This is a genomic window from Flavimobilis soli (assembly GCF_002564025.1).
Lineage (GTDB): Bacteria > Actinomycetota > Actinomycetes > Actinomycetales > Cellulomonadaceae > Flavimobilis > Flavimobilis soli.
This window is the reverse complement of record NZ_PDJH01000001.1, coordinates 2,522,254-2,548,500: the sequence shown is the minus strand read 5'-3', so window position 1 is coordinate 2,548,500 and position 26,247 is coordinate 2,522,254. Positions and strand designations below refer to the sequence as shown.

22 protein-coding genes are annotated in these 26,247 nt (G+C 73.5%); 17 read left to right on the top strand and 5 right to left on the bottom strand.

What is annotated here, in order from left to right; all coding sequences use genetic code 11:
- The first annotated feature begins 153 nt into the window (after positions 1-153).
- The 3 genes from ATL41_RS11505 (at position 154) to ATL41_RS11495 (ending at position 7,893) form a co-directional block, all read left to right on the top strand.
- Entirely contained in the window at positions 154-978 is an 825-nt protein-coding gene (locus ATL41_RS11505; RefSeq protein WP_098458594.1) for an ABC transporter ATP-binding protein, read from the top strand.
- Positions 975-3,569 carry an ABC transporter permease gene (locus ATL41_RS11500; RefSeq protein ID WP_098458593.1) on the top strand — a complete coding sequence of 865 codons (2,595 nt, stop codon included), beginning with the start codon at positions 975-977 and terminating at the stop codon, positions 3,567-3,569. The genes ATL41_RS11505 and ATL41_RS11500 overlap by 4 nt, the downstream gene beginning before the upstream one ends.
- A gap of 106 nt (positions 3,570-3,675) precedes the next feature.
- Entirely contained in the window at positions 3,676-7,893 is a 4,218-nt protein-coding gene (locus ATL41_RS11495; RefSeq protein WP_098458592.1) for an FtsK/SpoIIIE domain-containing protein, read from the top strand.
- Between the two features lie 34 nt (positions 7,894-7,927).
- On the opposite strand, the gene ATL41_RS11490 is transcribed toward ATL41_RS11495, so the two are convergent.
- Positions 7,928-8,353, bottom strand: a complete 426-nt coding sequence (locus tag ATL41_RS11490; RefSeq protein WP_245854796.1) for a hypothetical protein — start codon at positions 8,351-8,353, stop codon at positions 7,928-7,930.
- 222 nt (positions 8,354-8,575) lie between these two features.
- Between ATL41_RS11490 and ATL41_RS11485 the strand changes: the two genes are divergently transcribed.
- Positions 8,576-8,824: a WhiB family transcriptional regulator gene (locus ATL41_RS11485; RefSeq protein WP_098458591.1), complete on the top strand. Its 249-nt coding sequence runs from the start codon at positions 8,576-8,578 to the stop codon at positions 8,822-8,824.
- Positions 8,825-8,940: 116 nt separating this feature from the next.
- Here ATL41_RS11485 and ATL41_RS11480 read toward each other — a convergent pair whose 3' ends face one another.
- Complete coding sequence (locus ATL41_RS11480; protein ID WP_098458590.1) at positions 8,941-9,651, bottom strand: helix-turn-helix transcriptional regulator; 711 nt, start codon at positions 9,649-9,651, stop codon at positions 8,941-8,943.
- An 87-nt stretch (positions 9,652-9,738) separates the two neighbouring features.
- On the opposite strand from ATL41_RS11480, the gene ATL41_RS11475 reads away from it, so the two are divergent.
- Positions 9,739-10,470 (top strand): alpha/beta fold hydrolase, encoded by a 732-nt coding sequence (locus ATL41_RS11475; RefSeq protein WP_098458589.1) that lies wholly within the window; start codon positions 9,739-9,741, stop codon positions 10,468-10,470.
- Positions 10,471-10,496: 26 nt separating this feature from the next.
- On the opposite strand, the gene ATL41_RS11470 is transcribed toward ATL41_RS11475, so the two are convergent.
- Positions 10,497-11,957 (bottom strand): sensor histidine kinase, encoded by a 1,461-nt coding sequence (locus ATL41_RS11470; RefSeq protein ID WP_098459076.1) that lies wholly within the window; start codon positions 11,955-11,957, stop codon positions 10,497-10,499.
- 104 nt (positions 11,958-12,061) lie between these two features.
- Between ATL41_RS11470 and ATL41_RS11465 the strand changes: the two genes are divergently transcribed.
- The 8 genes from ATL41_RS11465 to ATL41_RS11430 all read left to right on the top strand — a co-directional run bounded on the left by ATL41_RS11465 (position 12,062) and on the right by ATL41_RS11430 (position 19,506).
- Positions 12,062-12,559, top strand: a complete 498-nt coding sequence (locus ATL41_RS11465) for a DUF2505 domain-containing protein (protein ID WP_098458588.1) — start codon at positions 12,062-12,064, stop codon at positions 12,557-12,559.
- A gap of 321 nt (positions 12,560-12,880) precedes the next feature.
- Entirely contained in the window at positions 12,881-14,203 is a 1,323-nt protein-coding gene (locus tag ATL41_RS11460) for an ABC transporter substrate-binding protein (RefSeq protein ID WP_245854795.1), read from the top strand.
- A 131-nt stretch (positions 14,204-14,334) separates the two neighbouring features.
- Positions 14,335-15,336, top strand: a complete 1,002-nt coding sequence (locus tag ATL41_RS11455; protein ID WP_098458586.1) for a carbohydrate ABC transporter permease — start codon at positions 14,335-14,337, stop codon at positions 15,334-15,336.
- Positions 15,333-16,244, top strand: coding sequence for a carbohydrate ABC transporter permease (locus ATL41_RS11450; RefSeq protein WP_098458585.1), 912 nt, complete (start codon positions 15,333-15,335; stop codon positions 16,242-16,244). Before ATL41_RS11455 ends, ATL41_RS11450 begins: the two co-directional genes overlap by 4 nt.
- A 132-nt stretch (positions 16,245-16,376) precedes the next feature.
- Positions 16,377-17,429 carry a LacI family DNA-binding transcriptional regulator gene (locus tag ATL41_RS11445; protein ID WP_342744438.1) on the top strand — a complete coding sequence of 351 codons (1,053 nt, stop codon included), beginning with the start codon at positions 16,377-16,379 and terminating at the stop codon, positions 17,427-17,429.
- 38 nt (positions 17,430-17,467) lie between these two features.
- Positions 17,468-17,881 (top strand): fluoride efflux transporter FluC, encoded by a 414-nt coding sequence (locus ATL41_RS11440; RefSeq protein ID WP_098458583.1) that lies wholly within the window; start codon positions 17,468-17,470, stop codon positions 17,879-17,881.
- Positions 17,878-18,282, top strand: a complete 405-nt coding sequence (locus ATL41_RS11435) for a fluoride efflux transporter FluC (RefSeq protein WP_098458582.1) — start codon at positions 17,878-17,880, stop codon at positions 18,280-18,282. The genes ATL41_RS11440 and ATL41_RS11435 overlap by 4 nt, the downstream gene beginning before the upstream one ends.
- Before the next feature lie 57 nt (positions 18,283-18,339).
- Positions 18,340-19,506, top strand: coding sequence for a DNA glycosylase AlkZ-like family protein (locus ATL41_RS11430; protein ID WP_098458581.1), 1,167 nt, complete (start codon positions 18,340-18,342; stop codon positions 19,504-19,506).
- 3 nt (positions 19,507-19,509) lie between these two features.
- Here the strand turns inward: ATL41_RS11430 and ATL41_RS11425 are convergent, their stop codons facing one another.
- A complete protein-coding gene (locus ATL41_RS11425; protein ID WP_098458580.1) occupies positions 19,510-19,848 on the bottom strand; it encodes a DUF2249 domain-containing protein in 339 nt (112 codons plus the stop codon).
- Positions 19,849-19,928: 80 nt separating this feature from the next.
- Between ATL41_RS11425 and ATL41_RS11420 the strand changes: the two genes are divergently transcribed.
- The 3 genes from ATL41_RS11420 to ATL41_RS11410 are packed head-to-tail and all read left to right on the top strand — an operon-like array spanning position 19,929 to position 24,591.
- Positions 19,929-20,777, top strand: a complete 849-nt coding sequence (locus ATL41_RS11420; RefSeq protein ID WP_219810396.1) for a helix-turn-helix transcriptional regulator — start codon at positions 19,929-19,931, stop codon at positions 20,775-20,777.
- Positions 20,774-21,907 (top strand): hypothetical protein, encoded by a 1,134-nt coding sequence (locus ATL41_RS11415; RefSeq protein WP_219810395.1) that lies wholly within the window; start codon positions 20,774-20,776, stop codon positions 21,905-21,907. The genes ATL41_RS11420 and ATL41_RS11415 overlap by 4 nt, the downstream gene beginning before the upstream one ends.
- Positions 21,904-24,591, top strand: coding sequence for a multicopper oxidase domain-containing protein (locus ATL41_RS11410; RefSeq protein WP_098458578.1), 2,688 nt, complete (start codon positions 21,904-21,906; stop codon positions 24,589-24,591). The genes ATL41_RS11415 and ATL41_RS11410 overlap by 4 nt, the downstream gene beginning before the upstream one ends.
- 3 nt (positions 24,592-24,594) lie before the next feature.
- On the opposite strand, the gene ATL41_RS11405 is transcribed toward ATL41_RS11410, so the two are convergent.
- Positions 24,595-25,356, bottom strand: a complete 762-nt coding sequence (locus ATL41_RS11405; protein ID WP_098458577.1) for an isoprenyl transferase — start codon at positions 25,354-25,356, stop codon at positions 24,595-24,597.
- 171 nt (positions 25,357-25,527) lie between these two features.
- On the opposite strand from ATL41_RS11405, the gene trhA reads away from it, so the two are divergent.
- Positions 25,528-26,238, top strand: a complete 711-nt coding sequence (gene trhA, locus ATL41_RS11400) for a PAQR family membrane homeostasis protein TrhA (RefSeq protein ID WP_098458576.1) — start codon at positions 25,528-25,530, stop codon at positions 26,236-26,238.
- Positions 26,239-26,247 lie beyond the last annotated feature (9 nt).

Here is a 26,247-nt window from a genome sequence, read left to right as displayed (position 1 = left end):
CGGGGGTACGACCACGGGATGACGGGACCCTCGCGAGGACCCGCCCGAGGCGGGACGCGGCCGCCACCTGGGGATCCGTAACGTCGTCAGCGTCAGGGAGCTTGCCGCCGCGAGCACCCACCACAGCACGACGATCCTCAGGGAGAACGACCCATGCAGACCACCCCCGCCCCCAGCGCGACGGGACTGTCGCACGACGCCGCGGTGCGCGCCCGGTCCCTCACCAAGATCTACGGTTCCGGGGCGAGCCAGGTCGTCGCGCTCGACCACGTCGACGTCGACTTCACCGGCGGTCAGTTCACCGCGATCATGGGCCCGTCCGGCTCGGGCAAGTCGACCCTCATGCACCTGCTCGCAGGCCTCGACTCCGCGTCGGCCGGCCAGGCGTTCCTCGGCGACACCGAGATCACGAGCCTCAACGACGACGGCCTGACGAACCTGCGCCGCACGCGCCTCGGCTTCGTCTTCCAGTCGTTCAACCTCCTGCCCATGTTCACGGCCGAGCAGAACATCACCCTGCCGCTCGACCTCGGCAGCACCAAGCTCGACAAGCAGTGGTTCGACACGCTCGTCCACACGCTCGGCCTCCAGGACCGCCTCGACCACCGGCCGTCCGAGCTGTCCGGCGGCCAGCAGCAGCGCGTCGCGATCGCCCGCGCGCTGATCGCCAAGCCCGACGTCGTCTTCGCCGACGAGCCCACCGGCAACCTCGACTCGCGCTCCGGCGCCGAGGTCCTCAGCTTCCTGCGCACCTCCGTGCGCGAGCTCGGCCGCACGATCATCATGGTCACCCACGACCCGGCCGCCGCCGCGTACGCCGACCGCGTCATCCTCATCGCCGACGGCCGCATCGCCGGCGACATCTCGAACCCGACGCCCGAGTCCGTCCTCGCCGGGCTCGACGCGCTCCGGTCGCTCGACACCGTCACCACCGCGCCCCAGGGCGTCGACGCTGCCGCAGGGGGGCAGCGCCGATGATCCGCCTCACCCTCTCCCAGATGCGCAAGAGCGTCGGCCGGCTGGTCGCCGCCGGCGTCGCCATCATGATCGGGACCGCCTTCGTCGCCGCGACCCTCGTCGCCGGCGAGACGATCACCCGCACGTCGACCGACGCGATCGCCGCCGTGTACGCCAAGTCCGACCTCGTCGTCGTCGGCCTCGGCGATCGTCTCACCCCCGACGAGGTCGCCAAGGTCGCGGCAGTCGACGGCGTCAAGGCGACGGCCGTCCACGCTCAGCTCGGCGTCCAGCTCGAGACGGACAAGCGCAACATCTGGGCGCGCGTCGTCCCGACCGCGAGCGACCCGCGCCTCGACGCCCAGGTCGTCCTCCGCGGCGCGCTGCCCACGAGCCCCGGCCAGGTCGCACTGCCGGTCGACATGGCCAACCGCCTCGGCGCGACCGTCGGCGGCACCGTCACGACGCCCGCCATCGCCACGGACGGCTCCGACGCGGCCGGCGCCGAGACGCTCACCGTCGTCGGCATCCTCGACGACCCGAACGGTGCGTTCGCGATGGAGGGCGGCGCCGTCATGGCCAGCCAGGCTGACGTGGACCGCTGGCTCGTCTCCTACAACGGGGGCGAGCAGGCGCCGGCCGACGCCGTCGGACTCACCCTCGCCGACGACGCCGACCGTGCCGAGGTCGCCCAGACGATCGAGTCGACCCTGTCGACCGACGGCCGTCAGGTCGTGGCCCGCACGCTCCAGGAGCAGGCGGGCGAGATCGCCCGACAGCTCACGGGTGACGCCCACACGGTCACGTACGTCGTCCTCGCGTTCGCGGCGCTCGCGCTCATCGTCGCGGGGCTCGTCATCGCCAACACGTTCCAGGTGCTCGTCGCGCAGCGCACCCGCACGCTCGCGCTCTTGCGCTGCGTCGGCGCGAACAAGCGGCAGCTGCGCACGTCGGTCCTCCTCGAGGCGACGATCCTCGGCCTCCTCGCGTCGCTCTCCGGCATCGCGCTCGGCCTCGGCGCCGCCCAGGTGACGCTCAGCGTGCTCTCGACGCGCGACGTCGGCGTGCCCCTACCCACCGTCGTCCCCGTGTCCGTGGCCGTGTTCGCCGTGCCGCTCCTCGCCGGCCTGCTCGTCACCGTCCTCGCCGCGACGTCTCCCGCACGTGCCGCGACCCGCGTCGCGCCCCTCGCCGCGCTCCGCCCGGCGGACGCCCCGTCGGTGCGACACGGCTCGACCGGTCGCCTCGTCACGGCGACCCTCATGACCGTGACCGGCTTCGTGATGCTCGGTCTCGGCGCCGCCGCAGGCCTCATGAGGGAGCCGATGATCGGGCTCCTCGTGGGCATCCCGGGCGGGGCGCTCAGCTTCGTCGGGGTCGCCGTCGGATCCGTGTTCTGGATCCCGAAGGTCACCGCCTGGGTCGGCAGCCTCGCCGCCAGGACCGGCCCGAGCGCGCGCCTCGCCACGGCGAACACGCTGCGCAACCCGCGCCGCACCGCGGCGACGAGCACGGCCCTGCTGATCGGCGTCACGCTCGTCGTCATGATGACGACGGGTGCCGAGAGCGCACGCCAGACGTTCAACGCGTCGTTCGACGAGCGCTACTCGGTCGACGTCGCCGTCCTCGGCGGTCACCAGCTCAGCGCGGACGGCAAGAACACGACCCAGCTCGACGCCGGGGTCACCTCCCAGATCGCTGCCGTCGACGGCGTCACCGCGACCGCCACCATCACCCGTGGCCTCGTGGAGGCGAAGGGCGACGACGTCCCGTTCGACGTCGCGATGGGCGACGGCGAGGCACGGCCGATCATCGACGCGATCGACCCGGCGACCGCAGCCACGGTCATGCGGGACACGACGGACCTCGCACCGTTCACCGACGACGCGCTCGTGATCAGCAAGAACTGGGCGTCCGGCTCGAACGTCACGGACGGGCAGAAGGTCACCCTGGTGGGTGCCGGCGGTGCCACCGCCGACCTCACCGTCCAGGTCGTGCCGTCCATGCCTGCCGGCCTCGAGATCGCCGTCACCACCGCGACGCTGCTCAAGCTCGACCCGGGGGCCGTGACGAACTCGCTCCTGGTCCGGGTCGCCGACCCGGAGAACCCCCGGAGCACGGTCGCCGACATCCAGGACGTCGTGGACGACCTCGGCGTGTGGACGACAGGTCCCGTCGTCGAGCGGGCGATGTTCGACCAGGTGATCGACGCGCTGCTCGCGGTCGTGGTCGGCCTCCTCGCGGTCGCCGTGTTCATCGCGCTCATCGGAGTGACCAACACGCTGTCCCTGTCGGTCCTCGAGCGGCAGCGGGAGAACGCCATGCTCCGTGCGATCGGCCTGACCCGCAAGCAGCTGCGCCTGACCCTCACGGTCGAAGGTCTGCTGATCGCCCTGGTCGGCACGGGCCTGGGCGTGGTGCTCGGCACCGTGTACGGCTGGGCCGGCTCGGCCGCCGCGCTGGGCACGTTCGGCGACATCGCCCTCGCGGTGCCGTGGCGCGACCTCGGTCTCGTCCTGGTGGTCGCCGTCCTGGCCGGGCTCGTCGCGTCGGTCCTCCCGGCGCGCCGCGCGACCCGCACCTCCCCCGTAGAGGCGCTCGCCGTCGACTGACGGACGCCGCCACCGCACGACGCCGGGCCTGTGGACCGGTGGACCTCGTCCACCGGCTGCGGGCCCGGCGTCGTCGCTCCCGGGACCTGCACGCACGCTAGGTCCCGTGCCACGCTCCCCGCTGTCCCCGATCGGCCGTCCCGCTCCCCCGCGGTCCGGGCCCTCGCCGTCGTACGTCCGCCTGACCCTCGCCCCCGACGAGGACGTCGAGGTCCACGCGGGGATCCGGCTGGCCGACCTGCGGCCCACGCTCGCGCGGACCCTCGGCCGATCCGACCTCCTGCACGTGCCGCTCCGCTGCGGAGCCACGCCGCTCGACGCCGACTCCCTGACGGGGCACGCACCGCTGCTGGACGGCGCACGCATCGAGACCGGCCTGGCGCCGGAGACCGGGGACCGCGCGGCGTCGGTGGGCCTGCGGCTCGGCGCCGTCGAGCTTGCGAGGCGCGCGCACGACGACGCGCACGTGTGGCACGTCGTCGACGGGCCGCACTCGGGGCTCGTGCTCGCAGCGGACTCTCTCGCGGAGCTTCCCGGCGCGCCGCGGGTGCGGGCGGCGCCCGGACAGCGCGGCATCGTCGTCCGGCGTCTCGCGCTTCCCACGAGGGCCGGCTCGTGGCTCGGGACGACTGCGCGGCGGAGCGAGCGTGGTGCCCCAGCGACCGGCCCTCGTGGCAGCGACGTGCGACGGAGCGACACCGCCGGGCGTCGGCCCAGCAGTCGCGGGTTGCGCATACGCACCGCGCGAGGGCGCGCGCGTCGCTGGACCGGCAGACCCGTGCTGCTGCGCCCCGGTCGCGCCCTGGCGTGGCAGGCTGGCGGCGCGCGGCACGTCGCCGTCGTGACCCCACGCGTCCCCGCCCCTGACAGCGGGCGGACCGCGGGGCCGGCCTGGGCGATCCTCGTCGCACCCGCCGTGACAGGCCTCGCGCTCGCGCTCATGACCGGCCGCCCCGCCTACGCGCTCCTCGCGCTCGCCGGCCCTCTCACCCTCGGACTGCAGGGCCTGCTGCGCTCCCGCGCGAACGCGCCCAGCGCCCCGACCCGGGCGACGGCGGGCCAGCCGTCCCGACTCCTCCCGGACCTGCCGCTGCCCGCCACCGCAGACCACGGCGGAAGCGACCCGCTCGTCGACCTCGGCGCCGTCCCCTGGCCGACGCTGCGGGACCAGCCCGCCGCCCTGCTCGACGCGCTCCTCGGCGCGCCCGCGGACCACGCGACCCTCGGTCCCGGTCCCGCGACCGCTCCCCCTGCTCGCGCGACCGCCGCGACAGGCCCCGACGCCGTGCGCCGTGCCCGCGCGCACGTGTGCGCATGGTCGGCGGCCCACCCGCGCGGACACATCGTCGTCGCCACCACCGACGCCCGCGCGGCATGGTCCTGGTGCCGCTGGCTGCCGGGCGCGAGCGTCGCCGGGCCCGCCACCCTCTCGACGTCGCGAGGGCGCGACGCCGACGGACCGGCGCTCGTCGTCGTCCGCGCACGCGACCTCGACGACGGTGCGCTCAGCCGGTGGTGGGCCGACGCACCTCCCGCCACGTCGCTCCTGCTCATCGCCGACGAGCCGGACGTGCCGGCGTGGTGCGCGGGCCGCGTCGGCGGCCCGGGCGTCGACGCCACGTGGGCCGACGACGTCGCCCGACACCTCGCAGGTCGCGCCGGGACGGGAGGCGCGCTGCCCGCCGTCGTCCCGCTCGCAGGCCTGCTCGGCCTGCCCACGGCCCAGGACCGCGAGGCCATCGCACAGGCCGTCACGCACCGCTGGCACCGCCCGGCGCCCGGCCTGCGCACCCCGCTCGGGCTCGCCGCGATCCCCGACCGACCGCCCGAGCTCCTCGAGCTCGACCTGACCCGCGACGGACCGCACGGTCTCGTCGCCGGGACGACCGGTGCAGGCAAGTCAGAGCTGCTCCAGACGCTCGTGTGCGGCCTCGCCCTCAGCCACCCGCCCTCGGAGCTCGCGATCGCGCTCATCGACTACAAGGGCGGCGCGTCGTTCGGCGCGTGCGCCGACCTGCCTCACGTCGTCGGCATCGTCACCGACCTCGAGCCCGGGCTCGCGGCGCGAGCCCTCACGGGCCTGCAGGCGGAGATGCACCGCCGCGAGGCACTGTTCGCCGCCTCCGGCGCGACGACGCTCGACGAGCACCGCGCGCTCGCGCGCCCGGGCGACGAGCCGGTGCCGAGGCTGCTCGTCGTCGTCGACGAGTTCCGCTCGATGACCCAGGACCTCCCCGACTTCGTGCCGTCGCTCCTGCGCCTCGCTGCCCAGGGGCGCTCCCTCGGCATGCACCTCGTGCTCGCGACACAGCGCCCGGGGGGCGCCGTCAACGCGGACATGCGCGCCAACCTCGGGCTGCGTGTTGCGCTGCGCGTCAACGATCCCGCGGAGTCGCGCGACGTCGTCGACACGCCCCGCGCCGCCGAGCTGCCCGCGAGCGCGCCCGGCCGCGCCGTCGTCGTCACGAGCCGCGCCGGCGCACGCACCGTCCAGGTCGCCCACGCCGCGAGCGCGGCGACCGTCGCCGGGCCTGACGTCCGGCGGCTCCCCGCGTGGGGGACGCGCCCGGTCCGACCGATCGCTCCGCCGACCGCGCCCGACGACGTCCTGCGATCCCTCGTCGCTGCCGCGCAGGCGGCGGCACGGCTCACCGGCGAGGCGCCACCGCGCCGCGTATGGCTGCCCGGCTTGCCCGAGCGCGTCACTCTCGAGGACGTGGACGGGGCGGCGGACGCGAACCCCGCCGGGTTCGCCGTCGCGCTCGCGGACGTCCCTGCCGAACAACGGCGCGCTCTCGTCCGCTGGGACCCTGCCCGCAACGGGCACGTCGCCGTCGAGGGCGGGCCCGGCAGCGGACGCACCACGGCCCTGCGGTCTCTCGGTGTGCAGGCGCTCGCCCAGGGCTGGCACGTGCACGCGCTCGGGACGCCCCTGGCCGACGTCGACGGCCCCGGCGTCGGCACGGTCGTGGACGGTCACGACCCGCGCCGTGCCGCAGACCTGCTCGACCGGCTCGCGCGCTCGCCCTGCGGGCACCCGACGCTACTGCTCGTCGACGACCTCGAGTCCGTGCTCGCTGCGCTCACGCTCGTCGACCGCGGGACGGGGGCGGACCTGCTCGTCGCGCTCGCCCGGAGCACGCACGTGCACCTCGCGCTCGCGGCGTCGCGCGCGCTGCCCGGCACCCTGGCCGCGCACATCGGCACGCGGCTGGTCCTCGGCGACCGCAGCAGGTCCGCCGACGTCTCCCGCGGCGTGCCGACCGCGCTCGCCGGGCTCGGCGGGACGCCCGGTCGCGCCGTCTGGTTCGGGGCCGGCGGGCCGCTCCTCGCCCAGGTCCTGCTGCCGGGGTCCTGGCGGGACCCCCGGCCCGTCCCCGCCACCGCCACCGCGGTGCGGGACGTCGCTGGCCTTCCTGCGGCCGACAGCGCGCTTCTCGCGCCCCGGGCTCCGCTGCGGCTCGCCCCGGTCCCAGCGCGCGTCCGTGGGCGCGACCTCGACGATGCGCTCGCGACGTGGCGAGCGCGGACAGGGCAGGACTCGCCGGGCCCGTGGCACCTCCCGGTCGGGATGGGTGGGGACGACGGCGACGTGCGCTTTCTCGACGTCAGCCGGGGCGCCCTCGTCGTGGGCCCGCCCGGCTCGGGCCGTTCGGCCGCCGCCGCGCACCTCGCCGAGCTGCTGGTCGCCCGGCACGGCCCCGACCGGGTCGTCGCGGTCGCTCTCGACGGCCCGCTCCTCGCGGTGCGGACGACCCGCCGGGTGACCGGAGGCTCGCCGGCAGACCTCGCGCGGCTCGTCGCGGAGCTCGAGGAGGGTGCGGCGTCGGGTGCCGTTCGCGATCTCGTCGTGGTGGTCGACGACGTCCCGCTCCTCGCGCAGACCGCGCCGGTCGAGATCGAACGGCTCCTCACCGGCCCTGCCGTCGCGCGAGCGGTGCTCACGGCGGCGACCGGCGCTGCGCTCGGCGCCTCCCGCGGGCCGCTCGCGACGGCACGAGCGCGCCGCACGGGGATCGTCCTGGACCCTGGGAAGCCGGGAAGCGCGGACGTCCTCGGCAGCCCGCTCGGCCGCGCGACCGAGCCGGGACCGAGCAGTCCCGGGCGTGGCGCGCTCGTGCACGGGCGGCGCGTCGAGCCGGTCCAGCTCGTCGAGCCGGTCCAGCTCGTCGAGCCGGTCCTGGGCGGCCGGACGGACGCGGGCGGCCGGACGGACGCGGGCGGCCGGACGGACGCGGGCGGCCGGACGGACGCGGGCGGCCGGACGGACCTGGGCGCGCAGCCGGAGCCCGCCGACCGGGACGATGTCGCTGCGGGAGCGTGAGCTCAGCGCGGCGGTGCGGACCGCACCGCCGGGGTCAGGCCTCGGGGGTGCGCGCGTCGCGCGTGGTCGCCTCGACGACCGACGGGAGCAGGAGCCCGACGACGATCCCGAGAGCGAGCACGAGGAGCACGATCGCGAAGGGGTTCACCGCCGCCTGCAGCCAGGTGATCGCGATGACCACCTGGAAGAGCTGCCACGTGATCACGGGAGAGCGCCCCCAGCGGCGCCCCGCCCGCAGGCCCCGGGTGGCCGCGAACAGCACGGCCGCGATGCCCCAGGCGAACGCGGCGAGGAAGAGGTTGACCCCGACCGCGCCGATGCCGCGCGCCAGCTCGACGATCGCGAAGCCTCCCGCCGCGACGAGGGCAGCCACCTCGACGAGCACGGCTGCGAGCACGACGCGCAGCGCGGTCGGCACAGCAGGGCCAGCGGTGGGCTCGTCGAGCGGTGATCGATGCACGGTCCCACCCTAGGGGAACGCACAAGCGCCGCTGTAAAGGCTTGTGGTCTGTGACAAAACCCTCACGTCCGGGTGCAAGATATTCCCCGCGACACTCTTGTCATCAGGCCGCCGCGGTGTGAACCTTGATGAGGTCGATCTTTCGTCGCCGCAACTTTCCCCCACCGTTGGAGCCCTTGGGCAGGACTGTGCCCAGGAGCGTCCACATTTCGAGGAGTACCCATGGATTGGCGTCACCGCGCCGCGTGTCTGACCGAGGACCCCGAGCTCTTCTTCCCCATCGGCAACACCGGTCCGGCGCTCCTTCAGATCGATGACGCGAAGGCGGTCTGCCGCCGGTGCGACGTCGTCGACACCTGCCTCAAGTGGGCGCTCGAGTCCGGACAGGACGCGGGGGTCTGGGGCGGCATGTCCGAGGACGAGCGCCGCGCGCTCAAGCGCCGCACGGCGCGCGCTCGCCGCGCTGGCTGAGCCCTCCGCACGAACGTCCGACGAGGCCGGTCCCGCATGGCGGGGCCGGCCTCGTTCGTCGTCCGGCCTCGTCCGTCGTCCGGCCCGCTACGGCACCCGACCGGTCTCGGCACCTGCTACCGGGACCGCGGCACGTGCGGTCCGTCATGGACCGGTCGTGCGCCTGCCGGAGGAACACCGACATCGGCGACGGGATGCTCGTCGCACGGGGTCGCCGTCACGCTCGCGCGCTCGATCCGTTCGACGAGGAACCAGCGCATCGCGTCGCGAAGACGGCACCACCCGATCAGGTACCAGCCGCCGGCGGCCTGAGCGAAGAGGACGGGGTCGACGTCGCGCGTGGTCGTGGCTCCGTCACGCGCCACGAAGCGGATCCGCACGACCCGCCGTTCCGCCATCGCTCGTTCGAGCGCCGACCACGTGCGGCGCGACGCACGGGCGGAGTCCACCCAGATGCGCCCCGCGAGCTGCTCGGCCCGCGCCTGCGTCACGGGGTCCAGGACGTCGAGGATCCTGCGGACGCCCGTCGCGGCCAGGTCGGCGAACGGCGCGTCACGCGCAGCCGACACGGCAGCGAGCAGCGCGACCGCCTGAGCCGGCGAGAGGCTCACGGGCGGCAGGTTGGCGCCATCGACCAGTCCGTAGCCGCCCCCGGGTCCAGGTCGGGACCAGACGGGCGCGCCGGCCGCGTCGAGAGCGGCCAGGTCCCTCTTGATCGTCCGCACGGAGACTCCGAGGTCGGCCGCGAGACGTTCGGCGCTGCACCCCCGGCGACCGCTGCGCCGCAGCATCTCGGACAGCGCGTGCAGCCGCTCCGCCCGCTTCACGCCGCGCTCTCCCTCACCCGCGCGATCCGATGATCATGACAGAGATGGTGACACACCGTTGTCGTCAGCCGCTGCGAGCATCGAGCCATGACGACACCCCAGAACGCTCCGACCATCCTGATGATCGCCGGCCACTGGCTCGGCGCCTGGGCGTGGGACGAGGTCTCGGCCTGCCTGGACGCACTCGGTCACCGAGCCGTGCCACTGACCCTCCCGGGACTGGACAGCGACGACCCGGACCGGTCAGGACGAACTCTCGACGAGCAGGCCGCCGCGATCGAGGCCGCCCTCGCCGCCGACGCGGCAGGCAAGCTGCCCGTCGTCGTGGCGCACAGCGGTGCCAACCTGCCCGTGAGCCTCGTGCTAGACCGCAACCCACAGGCGGTCGGTCACGTGGTGTGGGTCGACAGCGGGCCGGTCGCGCCTGGCAGCGTGCTCGCCCCGAACCTCCCCGAGGAGGTGGCCGCTGTGCCCCTGCCCCCGTTCGACGTCCTCGGCGCACGGGCGAGCCTCGAGGGGCTCGACGCGGCCGCACTCGCACGGTTCCGGGCGCGCGCCGTGCCGCAGCCTGCGGCGGTCGTCCGCACACCTGTCGACCTCGCGAACGACGCTCGGCACGACGTGCCGACCACTCTCGTGTGCTGCTCGATCTCGGTCGAGCAGGTGCTCGAGCTCGCGAACAGCGGGCACCCGATGTTCTCCGAGGTCAGCCGACTGTCGCAGGTGGACATGATCGACCTGCCGACGGGGCACTGGCCCATGTGGAGCCGCCCGGCCGACCTCGCACGCGTCATCGCCGACGTCGCGAGCGGCGCCTGACGCGGGCATCGGCCGCGCGCGCCGCCCTAGTCCTGGCGGGCCCCACGCAGGTCGACCGAGACGACGACCTCGGTCCCGCCCTCGGGTCGCTCGTGCCAGTCGATCGAGCCGCGCAGCTCGTTGCTGACGAGGGTGCGCACGATCTGCGTGCCGAGCCCGGAGCCCGGGGCGGTGCCACCCTCGAGCCCGACGCCGTCGTCCGCGATGCGCACGACGAGGTGCGCGCCCTCGCGCTGCGCGTCGATCGTCACGGTCCCCGACGACCGCCCGACGAACCCGTGCTCGACAGCATTGGTCACGAGCTCGGTGAGGATGAGCGCGAGCGCGGTCGCGTCCTCCGCCGAGACCTTGCCGAACGTGCCCGTCGAGACCGTGCGCACGTACGTGTCCGCCGACGCGATGTCTGCCGCGAGGCGCAGCGCGCGTCCGAGCATGTCGTCGAACTCGACCTCCTCGTCGATCGTCTGCGACAGCGAGTTGTGCACGAGCGCGATCGTGTCGACGCGGCGCATCGCCTCCTCGAGCGCGGCCCGCGCCTCGGGGACGTTCATGCGGCGGGCCTGCAGGCGCAGCAGAGCTGCAACCGTCTGAAGGTTGTTCTTCACGCGGTGGTGGATCTCGCGGATCGTCGCGTCCTTGGTCAGGAGCTCGCGCTCACGACGCCGGACCTCCGTGACGTCGCGGCACAGCAGCACGGCGCCCATGCGGCGGCCGTCCTCGGTGATCGGCAGCGAGCGCACCGAGAGGCACACCGTGGAGGACTCGAGCTCCGTGCGCCACGGCGCCCGGCCCATCATGACGAGCGGCATCGACTCGTCGACGGGGGCCTTCTGCTCCACGAGGTCCGCAGTCACCTCGACGAGGGACTCCCCGACGAGCGGGCCGAGGACCCCGAGGCGGTGGAAGCACGAGAGGGCGTTCGGGCTCGCGTAGAGGACCTCGCCCTCGGAGTTGAGGCGGACCAGCCCGTCGCCGACGCGCGGCGCGCCGCGACGCGGCCCGGCGGCCGAGTCGGGGTGCGGGAACTCGCTGCGCGGGATCATGCCGAGCAGGCCGTCGGCGGCCTCGACGTAGTTGAGCTCGAGCCGGCTGGGCGTGCGGCCGGAACCGAGATACGTCTGCCGGACGAGGACGGCGAGCGGCCGGCCCTCGTGGACGACGGGGACGGCCTCCTCGCGCACGGCGTACGCGCCGAGCCAGCGCGGCTCGCGCTCGCGCTGGGACCGCACCTCGTCGAGGGCGCGCCGGAGCCAGGCGACCTGACCGGCAGGCGGGCGGGAGCCGACGATGTCGTCGTAGTGGACGGTCGCTCCGGTCGAGGGGCGGCAGTGCGCGATCGCGACGAAGTCGCCCTCACGGGTCGGCAGCCAGAGCACCAGGTCGGCGAACGCGAGGTCGGAGATGACCTGCCAGTCACCGACGAGCAGGTGGAGCCAGTCGACGTCGACCGGGTCGAGGTCGCCGTGGCGGGAGATCAGGTCGCTCATCGTGGACACCAGGCCAGCGTAACGAGGCGGGCCGCCAGTCCGTGCCGCGCGGGTGTCCACGCACTAGGCTCGTGCTGACCGAGCCCCGCAATCGAGGAGCGACCGTGCGTCTGTCCGTCGAGCAGAGCCTTCCCGTCCGTCCGGACGAGCTCATGGAGCTCATGTCCGACGAGGAGTTCGTCGTGTACCGCGCGTCGGTCGAGTCGACGACCGTCGAGGGGAGCGTGGTGGACCCGGCCTCGGACGGTTCGTTGACGATCACGCTGCGTCGGACCATGCCGGCGACCCAGATCCCCGCGCAGGTCCGTGCGTTCGTGGGTTCACGCCTCGAGGTGCGTCACGTCGAGGTGTGGGAGCCCCCGCAGCCGGGCCGGTGGTTCGGGACCGTCGCCGTCGAGATCACGGGCACGCCCGTGCGCATGTCGGGGACCGTCTCGCTGGCCGAGGCTCCGGAGGGGTGCACGGTGACGTACGACGGCACCGTGACGGCTTCCATCCCGTTGTTCGGTGCGGCGGTCGAGGAGGCCGCGGTGGCGACGCTCCGCACGGTGCTCGACGCCGAGGAGGGCCGCGTACGCGCGTGGTTGGCGGGTTCCCGCTAGCCGCGTGGACGCGCTCCCACCATAACGATTGCGCAACACAGCTCATGATCGCGCCCGCTTGACCTGCGCTTTTACGGTTTCGGCAACTCTCGACGAGGCCTAGGTCACACCCCGCCTTGACAGCGCTCCCACACCCCGGCCACGATGACACCAGCGGCATGGGAACGCTTCCACACTCGAGCCAGACCGGCGCAGGTCTGCACATGGGAGCGCTTCCACCTCGGATCGCGCGATCCGGGGCCGTCGGACATCGTGTCGGACCATCAGGGGCAGGCACGCGGACGGCACGGCGACGACGCCTGCCAGGACGAAGGAGTCACAGTGCGCAAGAACAGCAAGAAGTGGGTCGCCGTAGCGGGGATCGCCTCGATCTCGCTGCTCGCCTCGGCATGCGGCGGCAACGACCCGGAGACGCCCGCGACGAACAGCTCGGGCGGCAGCACTTCCGGTGAGACGAAGGACATCACGCTCACCGTCGCCACGTTCAACAACTTCGGCTACACGGACGAGCTCCTCAAGGAGTACATGGACGCCAACCCGGGCATCAAGGTCGTCCACACGAAGGCCGCGGAGTCGAAGGACGCACGCGCCAACCTGACCACCCGTATCGCTGCGGGCGGCGACGGCCTCGCCGACATCGAGGCCATCGAGATCGACTGGATGCCGGAGCTGTCGCAGGTCGAGGACGCGTTCGCCGACCTGACCGACCCCGCCGTCGACGGCCGCTGGCTCGAGTGGAAGCTCAACCAGGGCAAGACGCCGTCCGGCAAGCTCATCGGATACGGCACCGACATCGGCCCGGAGGCCGTCTGCTACCGCGCCGATCTGTTCGAGGAGGCCGGCCTGCCGACCGACCGCGAAGAGGTCGCGAAGCTCCTCGAGGGCGACTGGGCCCACTACTTCGAGGTCGGCAAGACGTTCGTCGAGAAGTCCGACTCGGCCTGGTATGACGACTCCAACGCCATCCTCCAGGGCATGATCGGCCAGGTCGAGGCCCCCTACGAGGACCCGGCCACCGGCGACGCCAAGGACCTCGCGTCCAACACCGAGGTCAAGGCGCTGTACGACCAGATCCTCTCCGTCGCTCCCGACCTGTCGGCGCACCTCAAGCAGTGGCAGGGCGACTGGGACACCGCGTTCCAGAAGGACGGCTTCGCGACGATGCTGTGCCCCGCGTGGATGACGGGCCCGATCGAGGAGCGCTCCGGTGGCGTCGAGGGCTGGGACGTCGCTGACGTCTTCCCCGGCGGCGGCGGCAACTGGGGCGGTTCCTTCCTGACCGTCCCGGCCTCCGGCAAGAACGTCGACGAGGCGAAGAAGCTCGCCCAGTGGCTGACGTCCCCCGAGGTCCAGATCAAGGCCTTCAACTCGGCCGGCACCTTCCCGAGCCAGATCGAGGCGCAGTCCTCGCAGGACCTGCTCGACGCCAAGAACGAGTTCTTCAACGACGCCCCCGTCGGCTCGATCTTCTCGAACCGCGCGAAGGCCATCGACGGCATCCCGCAGCCGTTCAAGGGCAAGAACTACTTCGCGATCCACCAGACGGTCCAGGACGCCATCGAGCGCGTGGACGTCAACCAGAACACGGACGCCGCGGCGTCGTGGGAGAAGGCTCTGAGCGACTTCAAGGCCCTCGGCCTCTGATCCGCCTCACCAGCCGCACCGCGGCCTAGCCGCACGCGTCGCCCCCGCCCTCGGGCGGGGGCGACGCACCCCACGAACTGGGGCCGCTGAGCGTCACCGCCGACGAGCCCCCCGCGCTCCGAAGGAAATCCATGTCAGTCCTCGCACCAGACAAGCCTGCGCCCGCGCCCGTGCGCCCCCCGCGGCGGGTCGCGTTCAGCCAGAAGATCGGCCGGTGGGACGTCAAGGTCTCGCCCTACCTCTACATCTCGCCGTTCTTCATCCTGTTCGCGATCACGGGTCTGTTCCCTCTCCTCTACACGGGGTACGTCTCCCTCCACGAGTGGAACCTGCTGACCGGGCAGGGCGACTTCGTCGGGTTCGAGAACTTCACGTCCGTCATGGAGCAGCCGAACTTCTGGCTCGCGCTGCGCAACACGATCTCGATCTTCCTGCTCTCGTCCGTCCCGCAGGTCATCGCCGCGATCCTCATCGCGGCCGTCCTCGACGCGAACCTGCGGATGAAGACCTTCTGGCGCATGGGCGTGCTGCTGCCCTACATCGTCGCCCCCGTCGCGGTCGGCCTCATCTTCTCCCGCCTCTTCGGCGACCAGTACGGCGCGATCAACGAGCTGCTCGGCATCCTCGGCATGGACCCGGTCATGTGGCACGCTGAGGTGCTCCCGTCGCACCTCGCGATCGCGAGCATGGTCAACTTCCGCTGGACCGGCTACAACGCCCTCATCTTCCTCGCGGCGATGCAGGCCATCCCGCGTGACCTCTACGAGGCCGCGGTGATCGACGGCGCCGGCCGGGTCCGCCAGTTCTTCTCGATCACGGTCCCGCAGCTCAAGGCCACGATCATCTTCGTCGTCATCACCTCGACGATCGGTGGCCTGCAGATCTTCGACGAGCCGCGCGTGTTCGACTCGACCGGCCGCGGCGGCGCCGACGGCCAGTGGCTCACCGTGACGCTCTTCCTCTACGAGCTCGGCTGGGGCAACCAGAAGAACCTGGGCCGCGCCTCGGCGGTCGCCCTGCTCCTGTTCGTCGTGATCGTCATCATCGGCGTCCTCAACTTCCTCCTGTCCAACCGCATCGCGGCCTCCGACCAGATGGTCAAGAAGTCCAAGAAGATCGGGGGTAAGCGATGAGCTCCGTCGCCTCCATCGCCCAGAGCGTCGGCCCCGGCGCGGCCAAGGCTGCCGCCCGCAAGCGCAACCGCAACGTCGGCGGCGCGAACAAGCGTCCGGGCTGGGTCACGTACCTCCTGCTGGGCGCGGTCCTCCTGGTCTCCGCGTACCCGCTGTACTACGTCGTCCTGCTCGCATCCTCGACGCAGGAGGTCATCTCGCAGTCGCCGCTGCCTGACCTCATTCCCGACGGCCACCTGCGGGAGAACATCGAGCGCGTCTTCAACAGCGACATCCCGCTAATGAAGGGCCTCGTGAACTCCTTCATCGTCGCTGCCGTCCAGGTCGCGTGCGTCGTGATGTTCTCGACGCTCGCGGGCTACTCGTTCGCGAAGCTCCGCTTCCGCGGCCGCGGCCCGCTCCTCGTGTTCGTCATCGCGACGATGGCGATCCCGACCCAGCTCGGCGTCGTCCCGCTGTTCATCGTCATGAAGAACCTCGGCTGGTCCGGCGACCTGCGCGCGGTGATCCTGCCGGGCATCGTCACGGCGTTCGGCGTCTTCTGGATGACGCAGTTCCTCGAGAACGCCCTGCCGTACGAGCTGATCGAGGCGGCACGCGTCGACGGCGCGTCGATGATCCGCACGTTCTGGCACGTCGCGCTCCCCGCGGCGCGCCCGGCCGCCGCGATGCTCGCGCTGTTCACGGCGATCGGCTCGTGGACGAACTACTTCTGGCCGTCGATCATCCTGACGAACCAGAACCCGACGCTGCCCATGGTGGTGCGTCAGCTGCAGGCGTCGTACTTCCAGGACTACTCGCTCATCATGGCGGGCGTGCTCCTGGCGACGCTCCCGCTGTTCATCGTGTTCGTGATCGCGGGCAAGCAGCTCGTCGCCGGCATCATGGCCGGCGCCGTCAAGGGCTGACAGACCTCGGGGCGGCGCGGCAACACATCCCCGCGCCGCCCCGAGCACCCGAAGATTCCTGGGATGGGCGCAGCGACGCGCTACCCTGCCGTCGACACAACTCGACGGAAACCGCACCGGAAGCAGGAGCCAGTGACGACTCGAACTCTGGTCACGGCGAACGACTCCAGCATGCCCACGCTCGACGAGGTCGCGGCTGCCGCAGGCGTGTCGCGCTCGACGGCGTCGCGCGCCCTCAACGGCGGCGCCCGCGTCTCCCCCGAGGCGCAGGCCGCGGTCGACGACGCCGCTCGTCGTCTCGGGTATGTCCCCAACCGCGCCGCGCGGTCCCTCGTGACGAGGCGCACCGACTCGATCGGGCTCGTCGTCCCGGAGCCTGACGAGCGCCTGCTGACCGACCCGTTCATCGGCGCGACGCTGCGCGGGGTGAGCGCGGCCCTGGCCCACACGGAGCTCCAGCTCGTGCTGCTCATCGCCCGCCAGGGCGAGGGGGCCGCGAACGTGGCAAGGTACCTGCGCTCGGGCCACGTCGACGGCGCGGTCATCGTGTCGCACCACCGTGAGGACGGCCTCGAGAAGACGCTCGAGACGTCGCCCGTGCCGGCCGTGTTCGTCGGGCGGCCGTTCGAGCGCGCGGACCGCTTGTTCTACACGGACGTCGACAACATCTCCGCGGGTCGGATGGCGACGCAGCACCTGATCGGGCTCGGGCGGCGGCGCATCGCGCACATCGCCGGCCCGCAGGACATGGCGGCGGGCATCGACCGCCGTGCGGGCTGGCTCGAGGTCCTCACCGAGGCCGGCATGCGCTCGGACGCGACCGTCGAGGTGGACTTCTCGGTCCCCGAGGGCGAGCGCGCGATGGCGCGCCTGCTGCAGTCGCACCCGGACATCGACGCGGTGTTCGCGGCGTCGGACGCCCTCGCGATCGGTGCGATGCGCGTGCTGCGCGCCGCGGGCAAGTCGATCCCGGACGACGTCGCGGTCATCGGCTACGACGACCTGGGCCTCGCGGCGACGGCGCTGCCCCCGCTCACGACCATGCGCAACCCGGTCGTGGAGATGGCGTCGAGCGCCGTCGAGCAGCTGCTCGCGCTGCTCGAGAAGGGCACGCACTCGTCGGTGCGCGACGACGTCCCGCCCGTGGTCTTCCCGGCTCGGCTGATCAAGCGCCTGAGCGCCTGAGCCCCCGGCGCTCGTGGCCTGGGGCGTAGCCTGTCGTCGTGTCGCGTCCCCGCCCTGACCTGCCGCTCGGCTGGTCCCTCGCCCTCGTCGCGCTCGGCGGCGCTGCTGGCGGCAGCGCGCGGTACGGGCTCACGCTGGCTTTTCCCGACGGCGGCGGGTTCCCGTGGACGACGTGGGCCGTCAACGTCGTGGGGTGCTTCGCCCTCGGGCTGCTCCTGAACGCATGGGTCCGGCCCGGGCACGCCCCGCGCTGGTGGCGCCCGCTCATGGGGACGGGCTTCCTCGGGGCGTTCACGACGTTCTCCGCGGTCATGCACGCCGTCGCGGGGCTCGAGCGCTCAGGCTCGGCCGGCACGGCGCTCGCGTACCTCGGGCTGTCGTTCGTGGTCGGTGTCTCGGCTGCCGCCGCGGGCAGCATTCTCGGGTATCGCGTGGCGAGGGGACCGCGATGACGGCGCTGCTCGTGGTCGCCGTCGGCGCGGCCGTCGGCGCGGTGCTGCGCGCCCTCGCGGAGCGTGTGCAGGGGGCCGTGCTCGCCCGGGCCCTCGCGCAGCACGGCGAGCGCTGGTACCTCTCCCCCGGGTGGTCGACGCTCGTCGTCAACCTCGTCGGCACGATGCTGCTCGGCTGGGCCGCGGGCAGGTACGACGTCGGGCAGCTCGGCACGACCTGGCTGCTCGCCCTGGGCACGGGGGTCGCGGGCGGCCTGACGACGTTCTCGACGCTCGGCGTCGAGATCGTCGACCTGGCGCGGGACCGCGCACGGGCCCGGCTCGCCCTGCTCGTGACCACGCACGTGCTGCTGGGTCTCGGCTGCGCCACGATCGGGTATCGGCTCGGCACGGTCGTGTGACCTCTCGCGGGGCCGCGATATATGGTGCAGGTCCGACGACTCGACGAGGAGTTGTGCATGGGGAACGTGACCCTGACGCGCGCGGACGTGATGAGGCTCCGCGTGACGCGTCACCAGCTGGACCGGGTGCCCGGCGACGCGCAGAACCCGCGCGACGTGGACATCCTCGACCTCGGCGTCCCGGACACGGGGACGCCCGCGGGCGCGTGGGCGCTCGCGAACCGCGGCGCTCCGCCCGCCGGGCCGGACGAGCTCGCGCGCGTGTGGACCCTGCGCGGCACGCCGCACCTGTACCGCCGGTCGGACCTCGCTCGTGTCTCGGTCGCGACGGCGCCGTTCTCGGAGGCCGACGCGGCCAAGCGCGTGCTCGCTGCGGCGAAGCCGCTGCGCGATGCGGGCATCCCCGTGCTCGACGCGCTCACGATCGTGGCTCGACACCTGCGCGAGATCGCGCGCGACCCGGTGCCGAAGGGCGAGGCGTCGACGCGCCTGTCCGCGATGGTCGGCGACCCGTACCTGCACGACTGCCAGGGTTGCGGGGCGCGGCACGTGTACGAGCTGCCGTTCCGGCTCGCCGCGTCCCAGGCGGGCCTCGAGCTGCGCCCGGACACGTCGCCGCCGGAGCTGCGGCGGGTCCCGGGCCTGGAGCCGGCGATGTTCGGCCACCTCGCCGGGGAGGCGACGCCGAGGTTCGACGTCGTGCGGGGCTACCTGCGCTTCTACGGCCCGGCGTCCCCCGCGCAGGTCGCGGCGTTCCTCGAGGCTCCCGTGCGCGAGGTGCGCGCGGCGTGGCCCCAGGACACGATCCCGGTGACGGTGCAGGGCGTGGCCGAGGAGGGCGTCGAGATCCTGGCGGAGGACGAGGCGGCGGTGGGCCGCGCGCGCCGCGGCGACGCGCCCTCGGGCGTGCGCCTGCTCGGACCGGGCGACCCGTTCCTCATGGCGCGCGACCGCGAGCTGCTCGTGACGGACGCGCACGCTCGCAAGGACCTGTGGCGCTCGATCGGGCGGCCGGGCGCGGTCCTCGCCGACGGCGAGATCGTCGGGTCGTGGCGCAGCGAGGTCTCGGGCCGGCACCTCGACGTGACGGTCCGGCCGTGGGGCCCGTGGCGGACGTCCCTCGGTCACCTCGTCGAGGAGCAGGCCCAGCTGCTCGCGGCTCACCGTGGTGCGACCGACGTGCGGCTCGCGGTCGAGGGGGACCGGACCGCCGTCGCGGTGTGACCCTCAGCCGATGAAGGCGAGGCGCCAGTCGACCGGTCCGCGCTCGAGGTACTCGAGAGAGAACCTGCCCGGCCACCGCTGCTCGACCTGAGCGAGCAGCGGCACCGGGTCGTGCGGGGCGACGAGCACGAGGCCCGAGCCTGGCCGCACCGAGTCGAGCGCGCCGAAGATCGTCGCGTGACGGATCGCGTGCGGGATCGCGCGTGCGTCGAGGACGGGGAAGCCGTCGTCGTCGTGCCCGCCGCACCCGCACGTGCCGGGGACGGGCGCGGTCGCGGGCTCGGGCAGCGCTGCTGCGGCAGCCTCGGCGGCGGTCGTCAGCTCGATCGGTTCGGTGGTCATGGCAGGCCTCTCGTCGGGCGGCTGGGAGGGCGGTCGTGCCGCGCTTCCCTCGGGCTCGCAATATTAGTACAGTTTATTCCGTGGAAATTCGACGGACCCCGACCCCCAGACCCGGGTACGGCCCACCCCCGACGGCGACGCTCCCGCCGACCGCTCGCCTCTCGAAGGCCCGCATGCAGGTGCTCGACGTCCTCACCGCGCAGCCCGAGCCCTGCACCGTCGCCGCGATCGCGACAGCGCTCGGCCAGCACGGCAACACCGTGCGCGAGCACCTCGACGCGCTCGTCGACGCGCGTCTCGCCCAGCGTCACCGTGCACCGGCGCGCGGCCGCGGCCGCCCCGCCTGGCTGTACGAGACGTCGGTCCGGCAGCGCGACGTGAGCGACGGGGCGGTCGAGTACGCCGCGCTCGCCTCCGTCCTCGCCGACACGATCGCGCGCACGAGCTCCGACCCGGCAGGCGACGCGATCGCCGCAGGCCGACGCTGGGGCGCTGAGCTCGTCCGCACGCGGCGACCGCAGTCCCCCGACGACGGCCCCGAGGCACCGGGAGAGAACGACGTCCGAGCCGGCGACGCACCGCCGCCCGTCGCGCAGACCGACGACGCGGCTGCCCGGCGCGAGGTCGTCGCCCTCCTCGACGACCTCGGCTTCGCGCCGTCGACCGACGACGCTGCCGCCGACGTCGCCCTGCGACGCTGCCCGCTCCTCGAGGCCGCGTACCGGCACCCCGACGTCGTGTGCGGTGTCCACCTCGGTCTCGCACGCGGGGCACTCGAGACCCTGGGGGCCCCGACGGACGGCACCGCCCTCTTCCCGTTCGCGGAGAAGGGCGCGTGCCGCCTCCTGCTCGCAGGCGGCGACCCGTTCCGCGAGGCGGAGAAGACCCTCGCCACCGACCTGCCCGACGAGGGCGGCGCGCTCGCATGACCCGTCGCGCCGCGCTCCTCCTCCCCGCAGGGCTCGCGCTCCTGGCCGGGCTCGACGCCGGCCTGCTCCTCCTCGGCCTGCCCGCACCCGTCACGACCGCCCGCCTGCCGCTCGTGCACGGCATGCTCATGACGCTCGGCTTCGTCGGTACCGTGATCGCGCTCGAGCGCGCGGTCGCGCTGCGCCGCCCGTGGGGCTTCCTCGCCCCGGCTCTCCTCGGCGCCGGCGGTCTCGCGCTGCTGACCGGGCTCCCCCTTGCCGTCGGGCAGGGACTGCTCGTCGCCGGGACGGGCGCGCTCGTCGCGCTCTACGTCCCGCTGTGGCGCCGCACGCGCGACGACTCCGTCGTCGTGCAGCTCCTCGGCGCGGTCCTCGCGCTCGGCGCGGCGCTGCAGTGGTGGGGCGGCGCCGCGATGCCCGACGTCGTGCCCTGGCTCGCGGCGTTCGTCGTCGCGACGATCGCGGGCGAACGGCTCGAGCTCGCCCGGGTCGCGATGCTCGGCACGCGCGCCGAGGGTTCGGTGCTCGCGCTGTGCCTCGCGATCGCGGGCGCATGCGTCGCGACGACGCTCTGGCCCGCGACCGGCTACCCGCTCCTCGGCGCGGCGCTCCTCGCCCTGTGCGGCTGGCTCGCGGTGCACGACGTCGCCCGTCGCACCGTCCGAAGCACCGGCCTGCCGCGCTACATGGCCTGGAGCCTGCTGGCCGCCTACGCGTGGCTCGCGGTGGCCGGGCTCGTGTGGCTCCTCGCGGGTCGGCAGCCGAGCGGCCCCGGGTACGACGCGGTGCTCCACAGCATCTTCCTCGGCTTCACGATCTCGATGATCATGGCGCACGCACCGGTCATCCTGCCCGCCGTCCTGCGCGTCCGGCTCCCCTACCACCCGGCGATGTACATCCCCGTCGTCGCCCTGCACGCGACCTTGCTCGTGCGCGTCGCGGTGGGCGACGCGCGCGGCCTCGCGACGGTCGTCCAGGTGGGCGGCGTCGGCAACGTCGTCGCGGTGCTCCTGTTCGTCGCGACCATGGTCACGGCCGGCGTATGCGGGCGCGACCGCACGCCCGCGACATCGCCCCAGGCAGCCACGACCGGCCCCACCCTTGCCACGACCGAGGACGTCCCGCGATGACCACCCCCGCAACTGCGCGCCCCCTCTCCGCCCGCTCGACGTGGCACCTCGGGGCGAACGCCCCCGTCGTGGGATGGCTCACCGCGACCGTCGTGGTCGCGGTCGCGCACCGTGAGATCCCCGCGTCGACCTGGCTCCTCGTGCACATGACGCTGCTCGGCGCCGTGACGAACGCCGTGTGCGTGTGGAGCGCGCACTTCGCCGACGCTCTGCTGCGGCGCCGCGTGACACCGGCGTCGCGCCGCTGGCAGGCGGCGCGCCTCGTCGTCCTCAACGTCGGTGTCGTCACGACAGTCGTCGGGATGGTCGCGAGCCGCTGGACCGTCACCCTCGTCGGCGCCGTGCTCGTCGGCCTCGCAGTCGCGGCGCACGCCGTCACGCTCGGGGTCCAGTCCCGCAGCGCGCTCGCGCCCCGCTTTCTCGTGTGCGTGCGGTTCTACGTCGCCGCGGGTGCCCTCCTCCCGCTCGGCGCGGCGCTCGGCGTGCTCCTCGCGCGGGGCGGGCTCGGCACGGGCTGGCACGTCCGGCTCGTCCTGGCGCACGCCGGGCTCAACCTGCTCGGCTTCGTCGGGCTCACCGTCCTCGGCACGCTCGTCACGCTGTGGCCGACGATGCTGCGCACAGCGATGGACGCGGCGGCGCCGCGCGCTGCCCGTCGCACGCTCGTCCTCATGCTGGCTGGGCTTGCCCTCGGCGTGGCCGGCGCCCTCGGCGGCGTGCGACTCGTCGCCGCTGCGGGCGTGGTCGCGTACGTCGCCGGTGTGGCCGTCTCGCTCGCACCGATGGTCGCGAGCGCGCGACGCCGCCCGCCGTCGTCGTTCGCGACGTGGTCGGCCGCTGCCGCGACGGCGTGGTTCGTGGGCTCTCTCGTCTGGCTCGCCGCGCTGTTGGTCGCAGGGCCCACGTGGGACGCCGTCTCGACGCGGGTCGGTGCGCTCGTCGCCCCGCTCGTCGGCGGCTTCGCCGCGCAGCTCGTGCTCGGTGCGCTCACCTACCTGGTCCCCGTCGTGCTCGGCGGCGGCCCTGCGACGGTCCGCGCGACCGCGGCACGCCTCGAGCGCGGCGCCGTCGTCCGCGTCGTCGTGGCGAACGGCGGCCTGCTGCTGTTCGTCCTGCCCGGTACCAGCACGCTCGCGGCGCTCGCGAGCATCGCGGCGCTCGTCGCGCTCGCGACGTTCCTGCCACTGCTCGGGCTCGCGCTCCGGGACCACCGTCGCGCACGTCGCGCCGCCGCTGCGGCGCCCGCTCAGCCCCGACCGGCGCCCGCTGCGGCCGCCCCGCCCCGCAAGCAGAGCGGCGCGCTCGTCGCGGGCGTGAGCGTCCTGCTCCTCGTCGTCGCGGGCGCGACGGCGATCGACCCGCCGGTGCGTTCGACGACCTCCGCGGCGGGGCAGGCTCCTGCGGCGGCCGTCGCGCCGACCGGTCGGACGACGACGGTCACGCTCGAGACCCGCGACATGACGTACACGCCCTCCCGGGTCTCCGTCCCCGCCGGGGACCGGCTCGTGCTGACGATCACCAACACCGACACGACGACGATCCACGACCTCCTCCTCGACACGGGCGCACACTCGGGCCGGATCGGCGTCGGCGAGACCGTCACGGTCGACGTCGGGGTCGTCGACCGGACGATCGAGGGATGGTGCACGATCGTCGGGCACAAGCAGTCGGGCATGCGGCTGACGATCGTCCCGACGGGCCTGCCCGCATCGGGCGGCCCGCACACGGCGACCGACGGCGGGGCCCACACCGGGCACGAGCCTGCCGCCCCCGACGGGAGCGCGCAGCCCGCCGCGAGCGCCGCGGCCGACGTCGACCTCTCCCGCACCCCCGCTACCGGCTTCGCAGCCCGTGACCCGCACCTCGCTCCGGCGACGGACGACACGGTCCACCGCTTCACGCTCGAGGTGGCCGACGAGGTCACCGAGGTCGCGCCCGGCGTCACGCAGACCCTGTGGACGTTCGGTGGCTCAGCGCCAGGTCCGGTGATCCGGGGCAAGGTGGGCGACCGGTTCGAGATCACGCTCGTCAACGACGGCAGCATCGGCCACTCGGTCGACTTCCATGCCGGAGCCCTCGCCCCGGACGAGCCCATGCGCACGATCGCTCCGGGCGATACGCTCACCTACCGCTTCACCGCGACCCGCTCGGGCATCTGGATGTACCACTGCTCGACGGCGCCCATGAGCGCGCACATCGCGAACGGGATGATGGGTGCGGTCGTCATCGACCCGCCGGACCTCGCGCCGGTCGACCACGAGCTGGTGCTCGTGCAGTCGGAGATGTACCTCGGCCCGCAAGGCGGCGAGGTCGACGCCGAGCGGGTCGCGTCGGGCCAGCCCGACCTGGTCGTCTTCAACGGGTACGCGGACGGGTATCTGCACGACCCGATCGAGGTCGGCGTCGGGGAGCGCGTGCGCGTGTGGGTGCTCGCCGCCGGCCCGAACGTCGGCTCGTCGTTCCACGTCGTGGGCGGGCAGTTCGACACGGTCTTCCACGAGGGCGCCTACCGGCTGCGCCCGGGCGGCACCGAGCAGGGCGGCTCGCAGGCGCTCGGTCTGACGGTCGCCCAGGGCGGGTTCGTCGAGCTCGAGCTGCCGGAGCCCGGCACCTACCCGTTCGTCACGCACGCCATGTCGGACGCCGAGCGCGGCGCGCGCGGGGCGTTCGTCGTGACGCCGTGACGGTCAGCGCCCGAGGCGCCGGTCGCGCGTGACGTAGGAGCGCAGCGCACGCAGGAAGTCGACGCGACGGAAGCTCGGCCAGTAGGCCTCGCAGAAGTAGTACTCGGAGTGCGCGGACTGCCACAGGAGGAAGCCCGAGAGGCGCTGCTCGCCCGACGTGCGGATGACGAGGTCCGGGTCGGGCTGGCCGCGCGTGTAGAGGTGCGCGGCGATGTCCTCGACGTCGACGACGTCGGCCACCTCGGCGAGCGTGAGCCCTGCTTCGGCGCGGTCGCGCAGGTAGTCGCGCACGGCGTCGGCGATCTCGTGGCGGCCGCCGTACCCGATCGCGACGTTGACGTGGAGCCCCGTGTTGCCCTCGGTGCGTGCCTCCGCCTCGCGCAGCGTCGTCGCGACGTCGGCGGGGAGCAGGTCGAGCCGGCCCATGATGCGCAGCCGCCAGCGGCCGCACGCCGCGAGCCCCTCGACCGCGGAGACGATGATCGCGAGGAGCGCCTCGAGCTCCTCGGGGTCGCGCGTGAGGTTGTCCGTCGAGAGCATCCAGAGCGTGACGACCTCGGTGCCGATCTCCTCGCTCCAGCCGAGGAACTCGGTGATCTTCTCGGCGCCGCGCTGGTGGCCGGTCGCGGTCGACTCGCCGAAGGTGCGCGCCCAGCGGCGGTTGCCGTCGAGGATGACGCCGATGTGGCGGGGCAGGGCCTCGCGCGGCAAGGTCCGCACGAGCTGGCGCTCGTAGAGCCCGTAGAGCTGCTGGGGTAACCGCACTGGTCCTCGCTCGTCGTGCTGGAGGTGGTGCCGCCCGCGAGGTCCTGCGGCGCGACGAGGATCACGGTACCCGACCGCCCCAGGCCGCAGACCCGTCCCGACGAGGCTGTCCTCGAAACTCTCACAGAACTGCGCCGCGCAACCTACGGAACCGTAGGTTACGCTGACGCCATGGCCCAGGACACGAGCCCGACCGACGCGACCCCGCACCCCGTGGGCCCCGCGGAGGACCTCCCCGGGCCGGTAGACGCGGTCAAGCCGCGCCTGCGCGGCTGGATCCACGCGATCAACTTCCCCCTCGCCCTCGTCGGCGGGATCCTCCTGACGATCGCCGCACCCCCGACCGCACCGCGCGTCGCGACCCTCGTCTTCGCGATCACCGCGGCCCTCCTGTTCGGGACGAGCGCCGTCTACCACCTCGGCACGTGGCGCCCTGCCGTCAAGGCGGCGCTGCGCCGCGCCGACCACTCGAACATCTTCCTGATCATCGCGGGTACCTACACGCCGCTCGCGGTCGTCATGCTCGACCCGCGCCCCGCGACGATCCTCCTCGCCATCGTGTGGGGCGGCGCCGCCCTGGGGATCACCGCGCGCATGATCTGGCTCAGCGCGCCCCGGTGGATCTACACGCCCGTCTACATCGCGCTCGGCTGGGTCGCCGTCGGCTACATGCCGACCTTCTGGAAGGCGGGATTCTCCGACGTCGTGTGGCTCCTCGCGATCGGCGGCCTCGCCTACACGGTCGGCGCGGTCATGTACGCGACCAAGCGGCCGAACCCGTCGCTGCGGTGGTTCGGCTTCCACGAGCTGTTCCACGTCGGCACCGTGATCGGCTACTGGTGCCACTTCGCGGCGGTCGCCGTCGCGCTCGGCACGCTCTGACGCTGCCGT